Raw genomic sequence first — 16,620 nt, forward strand, 5'->3', positions numbered from 1 at the left:
TATCCCGCTCGCGTATATATTCTTAAGCTCCCTCATGGTGGAGTTGCGCTTCAAATAGCCAATTCGTTGCAGAAAGTGGCGAGTCCGTTGATCTGGTGGAAGCGCAGATCATCGCGCCGCCTTGGTGGCTTCGCGCTGAGCCTTCTCTTTCACGTGGGTTGAGCAGCAATGCCCCATATCGCAATGGTATCGGTCACTGCAATCATGCGAACAATAAACTGACGCGGCCGGAAGCCACTCCGGATCGCACAGGTCACGCCGTCGGTCGTTCGGATCGAACGTGTGGCCGCAATGCACGCAGGTCTTGACCTTGGCCTTGGTCTTGGTCTTGGTAGCCATGCCGATCAGAGTACGCGCCATGGCCCTAAAATCGGTGCCGGTTTCAGATCGACAACAATCGACGTCACGCAAACACATGGAGTGGAATTCAAAGTAGCATCGTTTGCGCCAGCGAATTAATTACTTTCTGAAACTAACTCAGCCGTCTTCGATTCTCGCTATCGCCGCAGGTCGACACGACCGCGGTCATTTCAATGAGATCGACGGGCAACAGGTCAACGGGCAGAAAGCAGCGCCTCACAGCGAAATCGCCTGTAGCGCATAATGCTTCCATGTCTCCGACTCAACAACTGTCTCCGAGGGCCTTTCGCCTTACAACACGGTCGTGCGTATCGCTCTGTTGAGCGTCGCTTTGTGCTGTCCGCACGCGAGTAGCCCACCCAGGCGTCACGTCGTCGCCTAGCAAATTGATCAGGTGCCGCACAACGAGCGGGGCGGCTGCGGCCCGGGCGGGCGGTGCGGCTCCGACGCGACGGCGCGCCGCAGGAATTAGCTCGGCAGCTATGGCGTTTGGCTAGCGGTGGCGCACGCGACGAGATGTCTTAATATCAGCCCGTCGGGCATTCCTAGTCGGGGGGCACGGTGTTGAGGCTTCTCAAGCGGGCATGGGTTCTGCTGGTCGTTGTCGTGGCACTGATCATCGGCGGCGTTGCAGTGGACCGACTCAACGGCGTCTTCCCAGGACCTGGCTTGCCCAAGCCCGATCCAAGGGATGCGACCCCGCCGTACGCGGCCAAGACTGCCATCTACGAAATCCTGGGACCGCCCGGAACGACCGGCGTCGTCAACTGGATGGATGCGGAGGCACAACCGCAGAAGGCCAACTTCATCACGTTGCCGTGGTCGAAGACGATCGTCGCCGAGATGCCCGGCATCTTCGCCTACGTCGTCGCCCAAGGTGACGGCCCCTCCATCGGCTGCCGGATCACCGTTGACGGCAAATTGGTCGATCAACAACAGGTCAACACGCGTGACGCGCAGGTTTCCTGTTTGGACAAATCCGCGTGACCGACGAGACGAGCGATACGGACGAAATCCCCGTCGCGCAGCGCACCGAAGTTGAGCGCAAACCGCGTCTGGCCCGCACGATCCGCGTCTTGGCGCTGCCGATCGTCGTGATCTGGCTGCTGTTCGCGGTCGGCGTCAACGTCTTCGTCCCACAGTTGGAGGCGGTTGCCGAGGAAGTCTCGGTGCCGCTCTCGCCATCCGACGCGCCTTCGGTGACCGGGATGAAGCACATCGGGGAGAAATTCAAGGAGTACGACTCCGACAACCTCGTCCTGGTGACCCTGGTCGGTGAGAAACCTCTCGGCCAGGACGCTCACCAGTATTACGACGATCTGGTCAAGAAGCTGCAGCAGGACCACGAACACGTCGAGCATGCGCTGAATTTCTGGGGGCAGCGGTTTACGTCCTCGGGTGTCGAGAGCTACGACCACAAGGCCGCCTACGTCCAGGTCAACCTGCGCGGTGACCAGGGCGGAGCCGTCGGCGACAAGTCGGTTGACTCGGTTCGCAAGGTCGTCGCGGATTCGAAGCCGCCGGCGGGGGTGAAGGCCTACGTCGCGGGTCAGGGAGCGCTGACCGCCGACACGATCGTTGTCGGTAACGCGAGCCTGTTCAAGATGACGATCATCACCGTCATCATCATCGCGATCATGCTGATGTTCGTCTACCGGTCCATCGGCACTGTGCTGCTGACGATGGTGATTCTGTTCGTCGGACTGGCCACCGGCCGAGGCGTGGTAGCGCTGTTGGGCGAAACCGGCATCATGGGGCTTTCGACCTTTGCCGTCAACTTGCTGACGGCGCTGGCCATCGCGGCCGGTACCGACTACGCGATATTCATGGTGGGCCGCTACCAGGAGGGTCGCGAGCGGGGACTGGACCGCGAAGCGGCCTACTACGACACGTTCGCCGGGGTTACCAAGGTGGTGCTGGGCTCGGGTTTGACGATTGTCGGGGCGCTGGCCTGTCTGCATTTCACTCGGCTGCCCTACTTCAGTTCGCTGGCGTTTCCGTGCGCAGTAGGTCTGCTGGTGGTGGTGGCCGCCGGGGTGACCCTGACGCCGGCGCTGATCGTGTTCGCGAGCGGCTTCGGTCTATTCGATCCGAAGCGAAAGTTCAACTACACCCGGTGGCGCCGTTTGGCGACGGCCATCGTGCGGTGGCCGGCGCCCATCCTCGCTACTTCCGTGATCCTGGCGATTGTCGGCGCCCTGGGCTTGATGGGCTTCAACCCTCGCTACAACGACCTGTACTACCTACCGCAGAGTGCGTCCTCAGTTAAGGCGTACAACGCGGCCGATCAACACTTCACCCAGGCCCGTTTGAATCCGGACCTTCTGATGATCGAATCGGACCACGATCTGCGCAATCCCACCGACATGCTGGTCCTGGACAAGATTGCTGGAGCCATCTTCCGGGTGCCCGGCATCGAACGGGTGCAGAGCATCACCAGGCCACTTGGCCCGCCAATTGAAGACGGATCCATTCCGTTCCAGCTCAGTGTGCAGAGCGCGCCGATCCGGGACAACCTCAATTACCTGAGGGCCCGTGTCGGCGACATCAAGAAGATCACCGGTTTCCTCGACACTCAGATCGCCCTATTAGAGCGCCAGTACAAGGTGACCCAGGATCTCGCGAACGCGGCGGACGACAGCTCGAAAACCACGGGCGACACGGCGGCGATCACGGATGCAATCCGGGACCACATCGCTGATTTCGACGACTTCTGGAGACCGCTTCGCAGTTACTTCTATTGGGAGAAGCACTGCTACGACATCCCGATCTGCCTCTCGTTACGAAGCCTGTTCGACGCCTTGGACGGGTTCGATCAGCTCGCCGAGCAGTTCCACAAACTCACGAAAGACCTCGGCGACACGGCTAGAGCCACGCACGAACTGCTGGCGATTATTCCTGAGAATATCGCTGTCTCGAAGTCGATCAGGGATACGACGCTGACCATCTACAGCTCGTTCGACAGTCTGATCGATCAGTTCGACCGGCTGACCGACACGAACGCCGTGATGGGCAAGTCGTTCAACGACTCTCGAACAGAAAGCCTGTTCTACCTGCCGCCCGAGATCTTCCAGAACTCCGACTTTCAGTTCGGGTTGAGTTTGATGGTGTCGCCGGACGGCAAAGCCGCTCGCTTCATCATCACCCACGCGGTGGATCCGGCGACGACGAAGGGAATCGCGTCCGTCGATCAGGAGCGCCAGGCGGCCAAGGAGGCGTTGAAACTCACCTCGCTGGAGAACGCCGACATCTACCTCGGCGGTACGGCCGCGACGTTTCACGACATCGCCAACGGCGCCAAGTACGACCTGATGATCGCCGGGGTGGCCTCGATCGTGCTCATCTTCATCATCATGGTGATCGTCACCCGCGCTTTGGTCGCTGCGGGCGTCATCGTCGGCACGATCGTGATGTCGCTGGGGGCCGCCTTCGGGTTCTCGACACTGATCTGGCAGCACCTTCTTAATTTCCAGTTGCACTGGGTGGCAACCGAATTCGCGTTAATCGTGCTCTTGGCGGTGGGGTCGGATTACAACCTGATGCTAGTGTCCCGGATCGAGGAAGAGATCGGAGCCGGCCTGAAAACGGGACTCATCCGGGGCATGGGTGTTACCGGCCCGGTGGTGACTGCCGCCGGTGTGGTGTTCGCCGCCACCATGGGCACAATGATCACCAGCGATCTCCGGGCGATCGGCCAATTCGGCACGACGATCGGCATCGGCCTCCTGTTCGACACCTTCGTCGTCCGATCGCTCATCACGCCGTCGATCATGACGGTGATGGGACGCTGGTTCTGGTGGCCGAAGCGGGTACGGGTCCGCCCGGCCAGCCAGATGCTTCGGTCCGTCGGGCCGCGCCCGCTGGTTCGTGCACTGTTGTACCAGCCGCGGCACGCGGTCCCGCCGGATCCGCAGACGTAGCATCCGGCACAGCACGCGCCGCCGATTGCAGATTGTGGTGCGCCGTCAGGGTTTCGAACCCCGGACCCGCTGATTAAGGGCGGGCGGCTGGGGTCGCTTCCCGTCGGATTCGGTCGCGTGCCGTTCGCGCTGGACAGTGGCGGTTTGCATACACGGTTGCATCCGGTTGAGGCTGGTCGCTTTCGGTCCGTTCGCTGTCATTTGCGCCGCATAAGCGGCAGCTGGCCTTATGCCCGTTAGCAAATTAGCTGGATCGCGACGAAGATACGCCCAACGGACAGTGTGTAGCCATGCCATGCCTGATAGAGGAGACAACCGGGCGAAGCGGTCGGCAGCGGGTGGTATCCCGACCCGAACGGAAGGCGGGCAAACAAGCTCTACTGGGACGGCGAGGAGTGGCACACCGCGCCGCCACCTGCACCGCCTGCCAGGCGCAAGAAGCGGCGAATCTGGCCGTGGGTGCTCGGCATCGTGCCTGTGCTGTTCCTGATCGTTCGGTGCTCGGATAGCGGGCATTGAAAGCTTGCAGACCTCGCCATCGGCAAGTCCAAGCCAGTCGGCCAGTCCAACTCCAAAGAGCCGTTCCCGACCGAATACATGCGAGGTAACGGCACATACGAAATGGGCGGTATCGACGGCCAGGATTGGGGAGTGAGGCAGTCCGACGGTGCCCCAGTGGTGTCTGCAATTGGTCGATCCGCAGCGTGGCCCGATATAAGGGAGCCGACATCCTGGGCAGCGGACAGGCCGGGACGGGCGGGAAGGCTCACGTGAACCTCCAGGCTACGGCGACGTGGATAGCGGTCCGGCGAGAATGTGTTACATGAGCCGGCGATGTACTTCGGAAGCCAAACATAGTTCGGCGAGATCCTTTGGGCGCGAGAGAGATCGGCCGCTGTGTTTCTCGATCCGGCGCAGTCGATGGCGCACGGTGTTGGGATGGCAGTTGAGCACCTCGGCGGCGCTGCGCACCGATGCGTCGTTCTCCTGCCACACCCGAAACGTTTCGCACAGTACCTTGCGTTCGTAGTCGGGGAGGTCGTCAAAGCCTGTCAAAACATTTGCGATCGATTTCAGCATCACCTTGGGGGCAGCGACTGCCGCAGTGGCCAGAATCGAGCCGTCGAACACCGCAACCGGCGAGGAATGGTGGGGTCGGCCCCGCTCCATCACCTTGGCGATATGCAGCGCCTGCGGCGCGTCGCGCAGATCGTCGAAACACGAACTGACCCCCACCCGATCCGTCGCCAACCGCGACACCAAACCGAGAATCGCGTCAAGTTGTCGCTCAGATTTGACGTGCACGATCCCGACCTGCAAATCGGGTTGAAGCCGCCACGCCGAATACACGTCGAGGCCGCGCAGCTTGGATTCCACCGCTGGCAATGCCTCGCTGCCCAGCACCGGAACCTCCGCGGCGATGACCACGAACGGACCCCTGGCCGGCAGCCGCAGCCAACTAGCTGCCTCTGACAAGCTCCACCGATCAGTGACTCGCCCCTCGAGCAACGAATCAACCAGGAACGGACGCTGAGACACGTCGCCCAGGAGCTGCCTCTTCTGCTCATCGCGGTATCCGGCCACCACGACACTCGCGACAAGTTCGGCGAAGCCGCTGATGCGGACCTCGGTATCGGCCGGCATGGGGCCCGGTTCTGCCGAACCGACGGCCGCGAGTCCCCGGACGCTGCCGTCGACGATGAGCGGGACTCCCACAGCCGCGCGGACGCCGACCGCACGCACCCGTGCAGGGATCGAACCGGCAATGTTCTCGTAGCTGTCTATCCTCGCGGGCAGACCGGTGCGGTACACCACCGTTGCCAAAGTGTTTGCCTCGATCGAGATGCGAGTGCCTACAGGCCACTTGGCAAGCGCGGCCGGAGTAGCGGCAGCGGCCACCAGCGTAACCTCGCCCGTTGGCTCAAAGCGCCATATTCCGGCGGTGAAGGCATCGAGGCATCGGCGCATTTCCTCGGCCACAGCGCGGCTCACCTCCGACGGTTCGCCGCCGCGCGCGAGCAGCGTGCCCAGCCGCCGCAGGGCCGCTTGCTCGGCGACTAGCCGGCGATACTCGGTGTGCAGCGCGACATCGTCGAGATGCTCGTCAAGTTGCCCAGCAAGGGGTCGTTCGTCGGCGGAGCTGAGCAGTTCGTCCACGATTTCATACCCTTTCCTGCTGTTTTCTGGACCACGCTGATCGCGCGACTGGTGTTCAGTCATCGCCGTTTCGTACGCCCCGCTGACGCCGCAGCAGGTACTTGTGCTGGCCCGACAGCACGAGTTGCCCACTCTGGTTGTGGATGGTGACCGCTGTGACCACGATGCCGTCGTTGCCCTTCGGCTCCAGGCCGGTGATCGTCAGCGCCGGGTACAAGGTGTCCCCGGAGTGCACCTCGGCCAGGAAGGTGCAGGACAGTTCAAGAAAGCTGATGAACACCTCGCCGATGAAGTGCGGGAACAAGGTGGCTCCCGGGGCGGTGAAGGCCAGTACCTGGAGGCCGTGGACAACCGGCGCGACATGTCCGTGCTTGCGCGCCCACTCGGCGTCGTAGTGCACCGGGTGATTGTCCATAGAGACCGTCTGGAAAGCTGCCGCGCGGGCGTCGGTCAGGGTGCGGCCGGGGGCCCGGAAGACCTCGCCGATGCGAAGGTCCTCGAACGTCCTGGCCGGGACGATCAGGAACGCGTTGGGGTCGAAGTCGGTACTGACAGTCATCGCGCTCTTTCAGCTCTGGAGATGATTCTGGACAACTCGTTTACCACGACGGGGAGCGCTGGCATTCATCCGCGTTGATCTGCGATGACATTCATCTAGCGTGCCGACGCCTGATCGGCGACGCTTTCCCTTAACGCCAGCAGACTCTTACCGGTCTCGGCCACCGTAACGGCGGCAGAACGCGGTTGCCAGCCAAGCACTTTGGTGGCCTTCTCGGCTGACACCGCCTTAGGAGGGCCTAGCAGGTCGGCGAACGTACCCAGTGCTGGGACGAAACGTCCCACGGTACGCACCAACCAGTCCGGCACCTCTCGCGTTGGAATCCGCGCCTCGCCGTCGCCCAACGCGGCGCGCAGGATCGCGGCGATCTCAAGCAATTTCAGTGGCTGACCGGCCGATGCCAAGAACCGTTGCCCCGCCGCCCCTGGTTCCAGCATGGCCCGTAGATGCAGATCGGCAACGTCACGCACGTCGACGACGGCGAATGACGCCCGCGGCAGCAGCGGCGGTTTGCCTTGCATAAGCATCTGGATTAGGCCGAGAGAGGTGGGCAGGTCCGGCCCGAGGGCCGGCCCGAAGATGCCGACAGGGTTCACCACCGACAGTCCCAGGCCGACCGACGGGTCCGCGACGAAATCCCATGCCGCCCGCTCCGCAAGCGTCTTGCTCTTGACGTACGGCGTCACATCACCCGTCGGGTCGGTCCAGTCGGTTTCGTCGTACGGAAGCCCTGACGGCTTCGGGCTGTAGCCGATCGCGGCGAACGAAGACGTCAGCACCACGCGCCGCGCCCCAGCGTCATTGGCAGCCCGCAACACCCGCAGCGTGCCTTCGCGTGCGGGCACGACGAGGTCGTCCGCGTTCCGCGGTTGCTGCGGCGGAAACGGCGACGCCACGTGCAGCACATATTCGCAGCCGGCAACCGCGGGCGGCCATCCGTCATCGATCGTGAGATCGGCGGTCACAAAAGACAGTTGTGTCGTGTCGGCGCCCGCGCGCTCCAGCGTTGTGCGCACCTCTGGCGCACGGTCGAGCGACCGGACAGTGGTGCGTACCCAATATCCCTCGTTGAGTAGCCGCAGAATGATATGTGTGGCAAGGAATCCGGAGCCGCCGGTGATCAACACCGGCGCGGTGGTGTCATGCATGGCGTACGTCCGCCTCTTCTCTCAACAACTGGGCGGCAAGTTCGATCACCGTCGCACTGATGGCCGCCTCCGCGGCGGCGTCGCCCTGTTCCCTGGCGGCCCAGAGCTCGGCCTTGGCCGACACGTACCGCTCGCGCAGTCGCAGCCGGGCGATCTCACCCCGAAGCCGATCCGCATGGCCCGCGAAGAGCTCTCGCTGGTCCGCCGCCGCGATCAAGCCGCGCCGCATGTTGGCGACATAGGTGCGCATGTCCTGCACCGACATTCCAGTGCCGCGTAGACAGCTCAGCGCTTCGATGGCGGCGACGAGATCGGGCGGATAGCGGCGATGACCACTGCTCTCGTCACGGGGGACCGCGCCGATTAGCCCAATTCGCTCGTAATATCGCAGCGCGGACTCCGCCAGTCCGGTGTGCCGTGACACCTGCTGGATGGTGAGGTCCGAATGCTCGGCGATGATGCTCATGCCACCACTATCCCGAACTTGAAGCGCTTCAAGTCAAGGCGTGGTCAGTCACACTTACACGCTGATCTCCGCGTACTCGGATCAGAATCAAACGCTAGCGCAGCTAGACACCATGCAGTCAGACTGGAGATCTACGCAGCGAAGCCAGCGGTGTCGACGAAGTCGATGTCGCCGTACCGCGACTGCTCGCTGCGTGATTTCTGCATTTTCATCGCTTCTCATCATTGACCAATCCAATCCAATCCAATCCAATCCCACCCAACCACAATACTTTTGGATACCCATACAACTCTCGTTCGCCAACTGCCGCGCCCCGACCTCTAGCTGAATATCAGTTCCAGCAACAACTTTCGCTCACCCACATTTCTGCACGGGACACTGGCTGTCGCGGGCAAGGTGGTGAGGATCACCGGCCAGGGCCTGACCCGAATGGACGAGACCAAGACGGCTGCCGGTCGCCGCACTATCGCCTTGCCCAGCTTCGCCATCGAGTGCCTGCGGCAGCGGCGCACGCTGCCTTACCTCGGCGAGCACCGAGTGATCATGTTCCCGTCCACGGCGGGGACGTGGCGTGGCCCGGGTAACTTCGGCCGCCGCTGGCGCACCGTGCGCGAGGACTTGGCAGCGCCGGAAGTCACCACACACAGCTTCCGCAAGACACTCGCGACGCTCATTGACGACCGGGGCCTATCCGCGCGTGTTGGGGCCGACCATCTCGGGCATTCCAAGGTTTCGATGACGCAAGACGTATACATGGCGCGCGGCAAAACTCACACGCAGGTCGCTGACCTGCTCGATGACGCAATAAGCGGCGCATTAAGTGGAGCGCCGGGGGCGCTCCAACCGCAAAAATTGGGTTTGTGGTGCGCCGTCAGGGTTTCGAACCCCGGACCCGCTGATTAAGAGTCAGCTGCTCTACCAACTGAGCTAACGGCGCTTGGTCGGCCGAGACCGCGTCTGCGACAATAACAGGCCTTCTGTCGCGGAACGAAATCCCTGGCTTCGATCCAGTTTAGATGCTGCGCGGCGGAGGGTCTTCCGGCGTTTGCGGGCGCCGCGAAGCTGGCCTAGGGTCACTGGCCGGTGTCAAAATCGCCGAACCGGCGGGCGGCTCGCGCGATGTGCACCTGTGAGCGGCGACAACGCTCTAAAATGCTCGCAATTATTCACGGTCAGCGGTGACCGACGCAATCCGGAGTGATGTGGAAGGTCACTTGATGATGCCTTTGCGGAGAAGCCGATCGTGGCTGGCTGCTGGCATGATTATGTTTGCTGTGGTCGGAGTGGCCTGTGGCGGCGGCCATACCGCCGCGCCGGCGAAGGTCATCTTCGACAAGGGCACGCCGTTTGCCGATCTGCTCGTCCCCAAGCTGACCTCCTCGGTGAGCGACGGCGCCGTCGGCGTCACCGTGGATGCGCCGGTGACCGTGAGCGTTGCCGACGGCGTGCTCGGGTCGGTCACCATGGTCAACGAGAACGGCAGGACGATCAACGGTCAGCTCAGCCCCGACGGGCTGCGCTGGTCGACGACCGGACAGCTGGGCTACAACAGGCGCTACACGCTGAATGTGAAGGCGCTGGGGCTCGGTGGGGCCGCGACCCGGCAAATGACCTTCCAGACGAGTTCACCGGCCCATCTGACGATGCCGTATGTGAACCCCGGCGACGGCGAGGTGGTCGGCATCGGTGAGCCGGTGGCGATCCGCTTCGACGAGAACATCGCGAACCGCGCCGCGGCGCAGAAGGCGATCGTCATCACCACCAACCCTCCCGTCGAGGGCGCGTTCTATTGGCTGAACAATCGCGAGGTGCGTTGGCGCCCAGAGCATTTCTGGAAGCCGGGCACGGCCGTTGATGTGGCGGTCAACACCTACGGTGCCGACCTGGGCGACGGGATGTTCGGCGAGGACAACGTCAAGACGCATTTCACCATCGGCGATGAGGTCATCTCGACGGCTGACGACACCAACAAGATGGTGACCGTGCGGGTCAACGGCGAAGTCGTCAAGACGATGCCGACCTCGATGGGCAAGGACAGCACCCCCACGGCCAACGGCTTTTACATCGTCGGTGGGCGGTTCAAGCACATCATCATGGACTCCTCGACTTACGGGGTGCCGGTCAACTCGCCCAACGGGTATCGCACCGATGTCAACTGGGCCACGCAGATTTCGTACAGCGGCGTCTACGTGCATTCCGCGCCCTGGTCGGTCGGCGCCCAGGGCCACACGAATACCAGCCATGGGTGCCTGAATGTGAGCCCCAGCAACGCGGAGTGGTTTTACGACCACAGCAAGAGCGGCGACATCGTCGAGGTCGTCCACACCGTGGGGTCGACGCTGCCGGGCACCGAGGGGCTCGGCGATTGGAACGTCCCCTGGCCGGTGTGGAAGGCCGGCAACGCCAACACCTAGCTCGCCGTCCACCTTCGGCGGCTGAGCAATGCGTCGGTTACGTTTCATTCATTCGTCTGCGGCCTGAACGTTGTAGGGTGCCGGGGCATGAACACCCCTTCTCCCGGGCCCGGTTGGTGGCTGGCGTCAGACGGCAAGTGGTATCCGCAGAAGTGGGAGACCACCTTCGTCCATTACACAAACGAGTCGCTGCCGGCCGTGATCGAAGAGGCGCGTCGTCAGTCGAAGGCCTACGGAGAACAGGGGTGGGAGATCGTGGGCTCCTCGGTGCAACGGGCTCAGGTCGCCCACCGCTTCAGCGATTACGGCAAGGACGGCGACCACTATTTCGAGTGGAGCATCGTCTGCACCCTGAAACGGCCCCTCGCGCCGGGATAGACGCGCCGGGGTGCTCAAAGTAAAAGGCCAGAGGGCGAAACATCCTCTGGCCTGTTGGGGTGAGTGACGGGGCTCGAACCCGCGACTTCCAGGATCACAACCTGGTGCTCTACCAACTGAACTACACTCACCATGGCCGCGGGCCGGCGTCCGGATCGGAGCCAACGAGCGGCGACCATCGATACTAGCCGCTCGGTGGCTCGGTCTCCGAATCGATTGTTCGAGTTGCGTTCTCTCCGTCTTGAAGATCGGCGACCACCGTCTCAATTTCGCTGGTAGACGGCCCCGGCACGGGCACGAACACGGTCCGGCGGTAGTACTGCAGTTCTCGGATGGATTCATGGATGTCGGCCAGCGCCCGATGCGTGAGCCCCTTGGCGGGCTGACCGTAGTAAATGCGTGGATACCAGCGGCGGCACAGCTCCTTGATCGAGCTGACGTCGATCATCCGGTAATGCAGGTAGGAGTCCAGCTTTGGCATGTCGCGGGTGATGAACGAGCGATCCGTGGCGATCGAGTTGCCCGCCAGCGGCGCCGTCTTGGGTTGCTTGACGTGCGTGGTGACGTAGTCCAGCACCATCGCCTGGGCCGTCGCCAGGTCGACGGTGGAGGCCCTGACCTCGTCGATGAGCCCCGAGCGGGAGTGCATTTCGGTGACCACGTCGATCATCGACGAGAGCGCGGCGTCGTCGGCGTGGATCACCACATCGACCCCCTCGCCGAGAACGTTCAGCTCGGCGTCGGTGACGAGCACTGCGATTTCGATCAACTTGTCCGAGCCCAGATCGAGCCCGGTCATCTCGCAGTCGATCCACACCAATTCGTCGCGCACAGCGCCCAGCGTATGCGTGCGTCAGCCCTCCGCGGGCCCTGCCCCCGCCTGCCCTCGGCAAGTAGGGTGAGGTTGCGCAAGTGCAGGGGGCGACCGGGAAGAGGGGCGCGGCACGATGACCATCGAATCAGCGGCGACACCCGCGCAGCGGATCGCCAACGGCTATGCCGTCCAAGGCCAGGCGCTGGAATTGGGCACGGTCGTCGTCGACGGCGCGGCGGACCCGACCGCACAGATTCGCATCCCGCTGGCCACCATCAACCGCCACGGTCTGGTGGCCGGGGCGACGGGAACCGGCAAGACCAAGACGCTGCAACTGATTGCCGAACAGCTCAGCGCCGCGGGCGTGGCGGTGCTGATGGCCGACGTGAAGGGGGACCTGTCCGGTCTGGCCCGGCCCGGAGAGGGCGACGACAAGACGGCCGCGCGCGCGAAGGACACCGGGGACGACTGGGAGCCCACGGGATTCCCGGTCGAATTTTTGTCGCTGGGCACCGGCGGAGTGGGCGTGCCGGTGCGCGCCACCGTTGCCAGCTTCGGCCCGGTTCTATTGTCGAAAGTGTTGGGGCTCAACGCTACTCAAGAGTCGACGCTGGGGCTGATATTCCATTGGGCCAACGAAGCCAACCGCCCGCTGGTCTCCCTGAGCGATCTGCGCGCTGTCATCAGCCACCTGACGAGCGACGCTGGCAAGGCCGACCTGAAAGACCTGGGCGGAGTGTCGTCGACGACGGCGGGCGTCATCCTGCGGGCGCTGGTGAATCTCGCCGGCGAGGGCGGGGACACGTTCTTCGGCGAGCCGAAGCTCGATCCGCAGGATCTGCTGCGCATCGACGTCCAGGGGCACGGCATCATCTCGCTGCTCGAGTTCAGCGGTCAGTCGTTGCGCCCGGTCATCTTCTCCACCTTCCTGATGTGGGTGCTGGCCGATCTGTTTGCGGTCCTGCCCGAGGTCGGTGACATCGACAAGCCCAAGCTGGTCTTCTTTTTCGACGAGGCGCACCTGTTGTTCGCCGACGCGTCGAAGGCTTTCCTCGACCAGGTCGAGCAAACCGTCAAGCTGATCCGCTCCAAGGGCGTCGGGGTGTTCTTCTGCACCCAGCTGCCCACCGATCTGCCCAACGACGTGCTCTCGCAGCTGGGTGCCCGGGTCCAGCACGCGCTGCGGGCCTTTACCCCCGACGACCAGCAGGCGCTGTCCAAGACCGTGCGGACCTACCCGAAAACCGATGTCTACGACCTGGAGTCGGCGCTGACCTCGCTGGGAATCGGCGAGGCCGTCGTCACCGTGCTGTCCGAAAAGGGTGCGCCCACACCGGTGGCGTGGACCCGCATGCGGGTGCCCCGGTCGCTGATGGCCTCGATCGGGACCGATGCGATTTCCGCTGCGGCCAAATCGAGTCCGCTGCAGGCGAAGTACGGCCAAACGGTTCAGCAACCGGCGCAGCCCCCGGAGGCTCCGCAACCCCAACCCGGGCCGCAGCCGCCGAAAGCCCAGTCCGAGTATCCGCCGGTCCCACCAAATGACCCGGTTCCGCCGATGCCCGAGCCGGCGGAGCCGAAGGGCCCGGCCATGTGGGAGGAAGTGCTGAGTAACCCGACGGTGAAAAGCGGCATCAACACGGCGATACGTGAAGCGGTCCGCAATCTCTTGGGCACCGGACGCCGCCGGAAGTAACGGCTACTGTAGACATCCCATGGCCGTAGGTTGTCAAGCGGCGTGGGTGATTTGGCGGTGTGCCCAGGCGGTGTGCTCGTTGTAGTGGGTGTGGTGGCGTAAGCAGCCGTGCAGGATGCCGACGAGTCGGTTGCCCAGGGCGCGTAGGGCTTGGTGGTGTAGGTCGCCGGCGGCGCGGTAGTGGTCGTAGTAGGCACGGGCTCCTGGGCTGTTCTGCAGCGCGCAGAGGGCCCGGTGGTCGATGGCGTCGTAGAGACGGCGGTTGCGGACGCGGCGGGCCAGCACGGCGCGTCTCTTGCCCGAGGCGACCGTCAGGGTGATGTTCCGGCATAGTTTTTGCGAGACTTGGCGGTGGTGTAGCGGTCGGGGTCATCTCCGAACTCACCGAGCACCCGGGCGCCGAGGATGACACCGTGTCCTGGCAGGGAGAGGTAGATGTCGGCGTCCGCTTGACCAACGCCCTTCCGTTCGGTCAGCTCAGTGTGCAGAGCGCAGGGCTTGGAGTGGTGTTTGGCCGTACGTCGTTTTGTGCGCGTTTGCGAACCGGCTGAGGTGGGTGAACCCCCAGCGGTGCGCGATCGTGGCGACGGTGCTGTGGGAGGGATCTGCGGACCGCAGATCGCGGTGGGCGCGGCGGAGCCGGACCACGCGGACGTAGGCCATCGGTGACATGCCCAGGTGACGCTGGAATCCCTCCTGCAGCGTGCGCACGCTGACGTGGCATTGCCTCGCCACTGTCGAGGTGGTCAGCGGCAGGTGCGGTCCGGCCTCGATGATGTCCATCGCGTCACGGACCGCCGCCGGCCGGCCAGGTTCAGCAGGTGCGGCAAGTGCTTGGCGATAAGGGTGCTCGGCCACCAGCAACAAGCCGTGGATCAGGCTCTCCACCAACGGCTCCCAGACCACAGCATGGCGCATCACGCTGTCCGGACCGTCGAGCTGACGGTGGGCCATCAGCAGTAGCCGTACCCAGCTGTGGGCAGCACCCGCCTCCACCGGCAGTGCTGCGTTGAACGGGATGGAAGAACCTACCGGGCTGCCGACCAGTGTCTCGAGTGCTCGCTCGACTGCAACTTGGTCGATCTTCACCGCCAAATGGCGACTGCCGCCGGGCCACCGATCCACCGTCAGCTCTCCGTCGGGCCGATAAACCGAGGCCACTGCGGGAGTCGAGGTCAGCTGCTGTCCCCGATGCCGCGACTCCAGCCAACCTGTGAGGGGAATACAGACGTGATAGTCGGCGCGAGTCTCGTCGAAACCGAGTCCAACGTCTGTCTCATAGGTGATGTCGCCCACGGTGATCGGCCCCACACGGGTAACGCGTTGGGTCAGGCCGAAGCCGTCCGAACGTCCCAGCAGCCTGAGTCGATGCGGGTAGAAGGCAGCTTCGCAGAGGTGAATCGCCCTGTCTGGTGACGTTGTCCGAAACCACGGATCCGACTCCGCTACCTGCGGAACGTCACTCATCGCTGTTCCCATCATTTCGTCACTCCCAACCAACCAGGTCAGTCTGGTGAACCACGAACCACGTAGCCGATAAGTTCAACTCCGGACACGTCGCTGTCGTGGCTCATAGGGGTCGCAAATTGCCGTCAGCGACGACCATCGGAGCTTCCGGGTGGTTGACGGTGCCGAAGCGCCGTGCAGGGTGCCCTTCAGGATTGCCTTCCACGGTGCCCACGTCGTTACCGCTGACCCCCATCAACGCTTCCCGCCAGCCCCACTTCGCGCTACATGCCTGAGGTGACCCGTTGTTTCACAGAGTTGCTGGCGCATCCGCACGCATGACGGACACCCGTGATCACCCATGCGACAGGATGCGACATCCTCCGCTCAACGCGAATCATTAGCCAAATAGCGCGGCTCGGCCGCGGTCGGGGGCACCCCGCGCCATCCGCAGCCAAAGTGGGGGTATGCCAGAGCTGAGATCACGCGCCCGTGACACCGACTTTTCCCTGATCGATTTGCCCCGCACCGAGCCTATCGACGATCCGCAGGCGTACCTGCAGGCCGTTTTACAGTGGCATTTCGGGCTGGATACCGGATCGCGCTATTGGCTCAAGCGCGCCGAGGCGCTGGACTTCAACCCGCTGACCGACGTCAAGACGTTCGAGGATCTGTCGCTGTTCCCCAACATCGTCGACGAGCTGCGCGAAGTCGATGTTCGTGACCTGGTGCCGGCCGGGTATGGGCCCAACCCGCCCATTCCGGCTGTTTACGAGAGCGGTGGTACCACCGGTGCACCCAAGCGGGTGATCGTCATGCCCGAGTGGGAGGAACAATTCACGGCGTGGTATGCCGCCGATCTGCTCAAGCAGCCGGGTCTTCGGGACAGCGGGTTGCTGATGGTGGGGCCCTCAGGTCCGCATATGTTCGGGCAGATGCAGCGGCGGGTGGCGGTGCTGCTGAATTCGGTGTTGTTCACCATCGACCTGGATCCGCGGGGGGTGAAGAAGCTCGTCGCCCGCGGGGCGGTGGATCAGGCCGCGGCCTATGTCGATCACATCATCGAGCAGGCCGGCCACATCCTGCGCACCCAGGACGTCACCGTGCTCACCACGACGCCACCGCTGCTGGAGGCGATCGCCCGCGACGACGACCTGCTCGACGTGATCAACGGCAAGGTTCTCCGCATCCAAGGCGGCGGGGCACATTTCGATGAGGACACCCGCGCCATATTGCGAGAAATCTTTCCGAATGCGAAAGTG

13 protein-coding genes, 2 tRNA genes and 3 pseudogenes are annotated in these 16,620 nt (G+C 63.5%); 8 read left to right on the forward strand and 10 right to left on the reverse strand.

Annotation, left to right across the window (positions count from 1 at the left end; all coding sequences use genetic code 11):
- Positions 1-108: 108 nt before the first annotated feature.
- Complete coding sequence (locus JWP83_RS12210) at positions 109-339, reverse strand: ferric uptake regulation protein (protein WP_297730203.1); 231 nt, start codon at positions 337-339, stop codon at positions 109-111.
- Between the two features lie 585 nt (positions 340-924).
- On the opposite strand from JWP83_RS12210, the gene JWP83_RS12215 reads away from it, so the two are divergent.
- The 3 genes and pseudogenes from JWP83_RS12215 to JWP83_RS31250 all read left to right on the forward strand — a co-directional run.
- Positions 925-1,347 (forward strand): MmpS family transport accessory protein, encoded by a 423-nt coding sequence (locus tag JWP83_RS12215; RefSeq protein WP_297730204.1) that lies wholly within the window; start codon positions 925-927, stop codon positions 1,345-1,347.
- Positions 1,344-4,280, forward strand: coding sequence for an RND family transporter (locus JWP83_RS12220; RefSeq protein WP_297730205.1), 2,937 nt, complete (start codon positions 1,344-1,346; stop codon positions 4,278-4,280). Before JWP83_RS12215 ends, JWP83_RS12220 begins: the two co-directional genes overlap by 4 nt.
- 348 nt (positions 4,281-4,628) lie before the next feature.
- A pseudogene (locus tag JWP83_RS31250) lies at positions 4,629-4,799 on the forward strand (hypothetical protein); the annotation flags it as partial.
- Positions 4,800-5,099: 300 nt separating this feature from the next.
- On the opposite strand, the gene JWP83_RS12225 reads toward JWP83_RS31250, so the two are convergent.
- From JWP83_RS12225 to JWP83_RS12240, 4 genes are all read right to left on the reverse strand, one after another.
- Complete coding sequence (locus JWP83_RS12225; protein ID WP_297730206.1) at positions 5,100-6,437, reverse strand: helix-turn-helix domain-containing protein; 1,338 nt, start codon at positions 6,435-6,437, stop codon at positions 5,100-5,102.
- Between the two features lie 55 nt (positions 6,438-6,492).
- Positions 6,493-6,996 (reverse strand): MaoC family dehydratase, encoded by a 504-nt coding sequence (locus JWP83_RS12230; RefSeq protein WP_297730207.1) that lies wholly within the window; start codon positions 6,994-6,996, stop codon positions 6,493-6,495.
- Positions 6,997-7,091: 95 nt separating this feature from the next.
- Entirely contained in the window at positions 7,092-8,144 is a 1,053-nt protein-coding gene (locus JWP83_RS12235; RefSeq protein ID WP_297730208.1) for an aldehyde reductase, read from the reverse strand.
- Positions 8,137-8,610: a MerR family transcriptional regulator gene (locus JWP83_RS12240; RefSeq protein WP_297730209.1), complete on the reverse strand. Its 474-nt coding sequence runs from the start codon at positions 8,608-8,610 to the stop codon at positions 8,137-8,139. The genes JWP83_RS12235 and JWP83_RS12240 overlap by 8 nt, the downstream gene beginning before the upstream one ends.
- A 372-nt stretch (positions 8,611-8,982) precedes the next feature.
- Between JWP83_RS12240 and JWP83_RS12245 the strand changes: the two are divergent.
- A pseudogene (locus JWP83_RS12245) lies at positions 8,983-9,408 on the forward strand (tyrosine-type recombinase/integrase); the annotation flags it as partial.
- A 63-nt stretch (positions 9,409-9,471) separates the two neighbouring features.
- On the opposite strand, the gene JWP83_RS12250 reads toward JWP83_RS12245, so the two are convergent.
- Positions 9,472-9,547 (reverse strand) — tRNA-Lys (locus JWP83_RS12250).
- Positions 9,548-9,827: 280 nt separating this feature from the next.
- Between JWP83_RS12250 and JWP83_RS12255 the strand changes: the two genes are divergently transcribed.
- Complete coding sequence (locus JWP83_RS12255; protein WP_297730210.1) at positions 9,828-11,024, forward strand: Ig-like domain-containing protein; 1,197 nt, start codon at positions 9,828-9,830, stop codon at positions 11,022-11,024.
- A gap of 87 nt (positions 11,025-11,111) precedes the next feature.
- Positions 11,112-11,402 carry a hypothetical protein gene (locus tag JWP83_RS12260; RefSeq protein WP_297730211.1) on the forward strand — a complete coding sequence of 97 codons (291 nt, stop codon included), beginning with the start codon at positions 11,112-11,114 and terminating at the stop codon, positions 11,400-11,402.
- Between the two features lie 55 nt (positions 11,403-11,457).
- Here the strand turns inward: JWP83_RS12260 and JWP83_RS12265 are convergent.
- A tRNA-His gene (locus JWP83_RS12265) sits at positions 11,458-11,533 on the reverse strand.
- A 53-nt stretch (positions 11,534-11,586) separates the two neighbouring features.
- Positions 11,587-12,234: an oligoribonuclease gene (orn, locus tag JWP83_RS12270; RefSeq protein ID WP_297730212.1), complete on the reverse strand. Its 648-nt coding sequence runs from the start codon at positions 12,232-12,234 to the stop codon at positions 11,587-11,589.
- A gap of 115 nt (positions 12,235-12,349) precedes the next feature.
- Between orn and JWP83_RS12275 the strand changes: the two genes are divergently transcribed.
- Positions 12,350-13,912 (forward strand): helicase HerA-like domain-containing protein, encoded by a 1,563-nt coding sequence (locus JWP83_RS12275; RefSeq protein WP_297730213.1) that lies wholly within the window; start codon positions 12,350-12,352, stop codon positions 13,910-13,912.
- A 33-nt stretch (positions 13,913-13,945) separates the two neighbouring features.
- On the opposite strand, the pseudogene JWP83_RS12280 reads toward JWP83_RS12275, so the two are convergent.
- Together JWP83_RS12280 and JWP83_RS12285 are read right to left on the reverse strand one after the other, a co-directional pair.
- Positions 13,946-14,358 (reverse strand): annotated as a pseudogene (locus tag JWP83_RS12280) (transposase); the annotation flags it as partial.
- Positions 14,359-14,389: 31 nt separating this feature from the next.
- Positions 14,390-15,379, reverse strand: coding sequence for an AraC family transcriptional regulator (locus JWP83_RS12285; RefSeq protein ID WP_297730214.1), 990 nt, complete (start codon positions 15,377-15,379; stop codon positions 14,390-14,392).
- A 446-nt stretch (positions 15,380-15,825) separates the two neighbouring features.
- On the opposite strand from JWP83_RS12285, the gene JWP83_RS12290 reads away from it, so the two are divergent.
- A partial coding sequence (locus JWP83_RS12290; RefSeq protein WP_297730215.1) for a phenazine antibiotic biosynthesis protein occupies positions 15,826-16,620 on the forward strand: 795 nt, incomplete at its 3' end.

This window comes from Mycobacterium sp. (assembly GCF_025965855.1).
Lineage (GTDB): Bacteria > Actinomycetota > Actinomycetes > Mycobacteriales > Mycobacteriaceae > Mycobacterium.